Below are 272 nucleotides of genomic sequence, written 5' to 3'. Positions count from 1 at the left end.
CAGGGGTGGTGCCCCAGTCTTCGTGCAGCTTCAGGCCACAGGCGCCGGCTTGCAGCTGTTCTTCCAGGGCGTCTGGCAGGCTGGCGTTACCCTTGCCCAGAAAGCCGAGGTTCATCGGCATATCATCAGTGCTCTGGATCATTTTGGCCAGATACCATGGCCCCGGCGTACAGGTTGTGGCATTGGTGCCAGTGGCCGGGCCAGTACCACCACCGATCATGGTGGTAACGCCGCTCATCAATGCTTCTTCAATCTGTTGCGGACAAATAAAG

Annotated in this window: 1 protein-coding gene; it reads right to left on the bottom strand. The window is 58.5% G+C overall.

Annotated features, from left to right (window positions below; translation table 11 throughout):
* The coding region (locus tag Q4563_RS19890; protein ID WP_303605745.1) for an amidohydrolase family protein at nt 1-272 on the bottom strand (272 nt) is incomplete at both ends.

Source organism: Gilvimarinus sp. 1_MG-2023 (genome assembly GCF_030548285.1).
The sequence above is the reverse complement of the archived record's forward strand: the minus strand, read 5'-3'. Positions and strand labels throughout refer to the sequence as shown.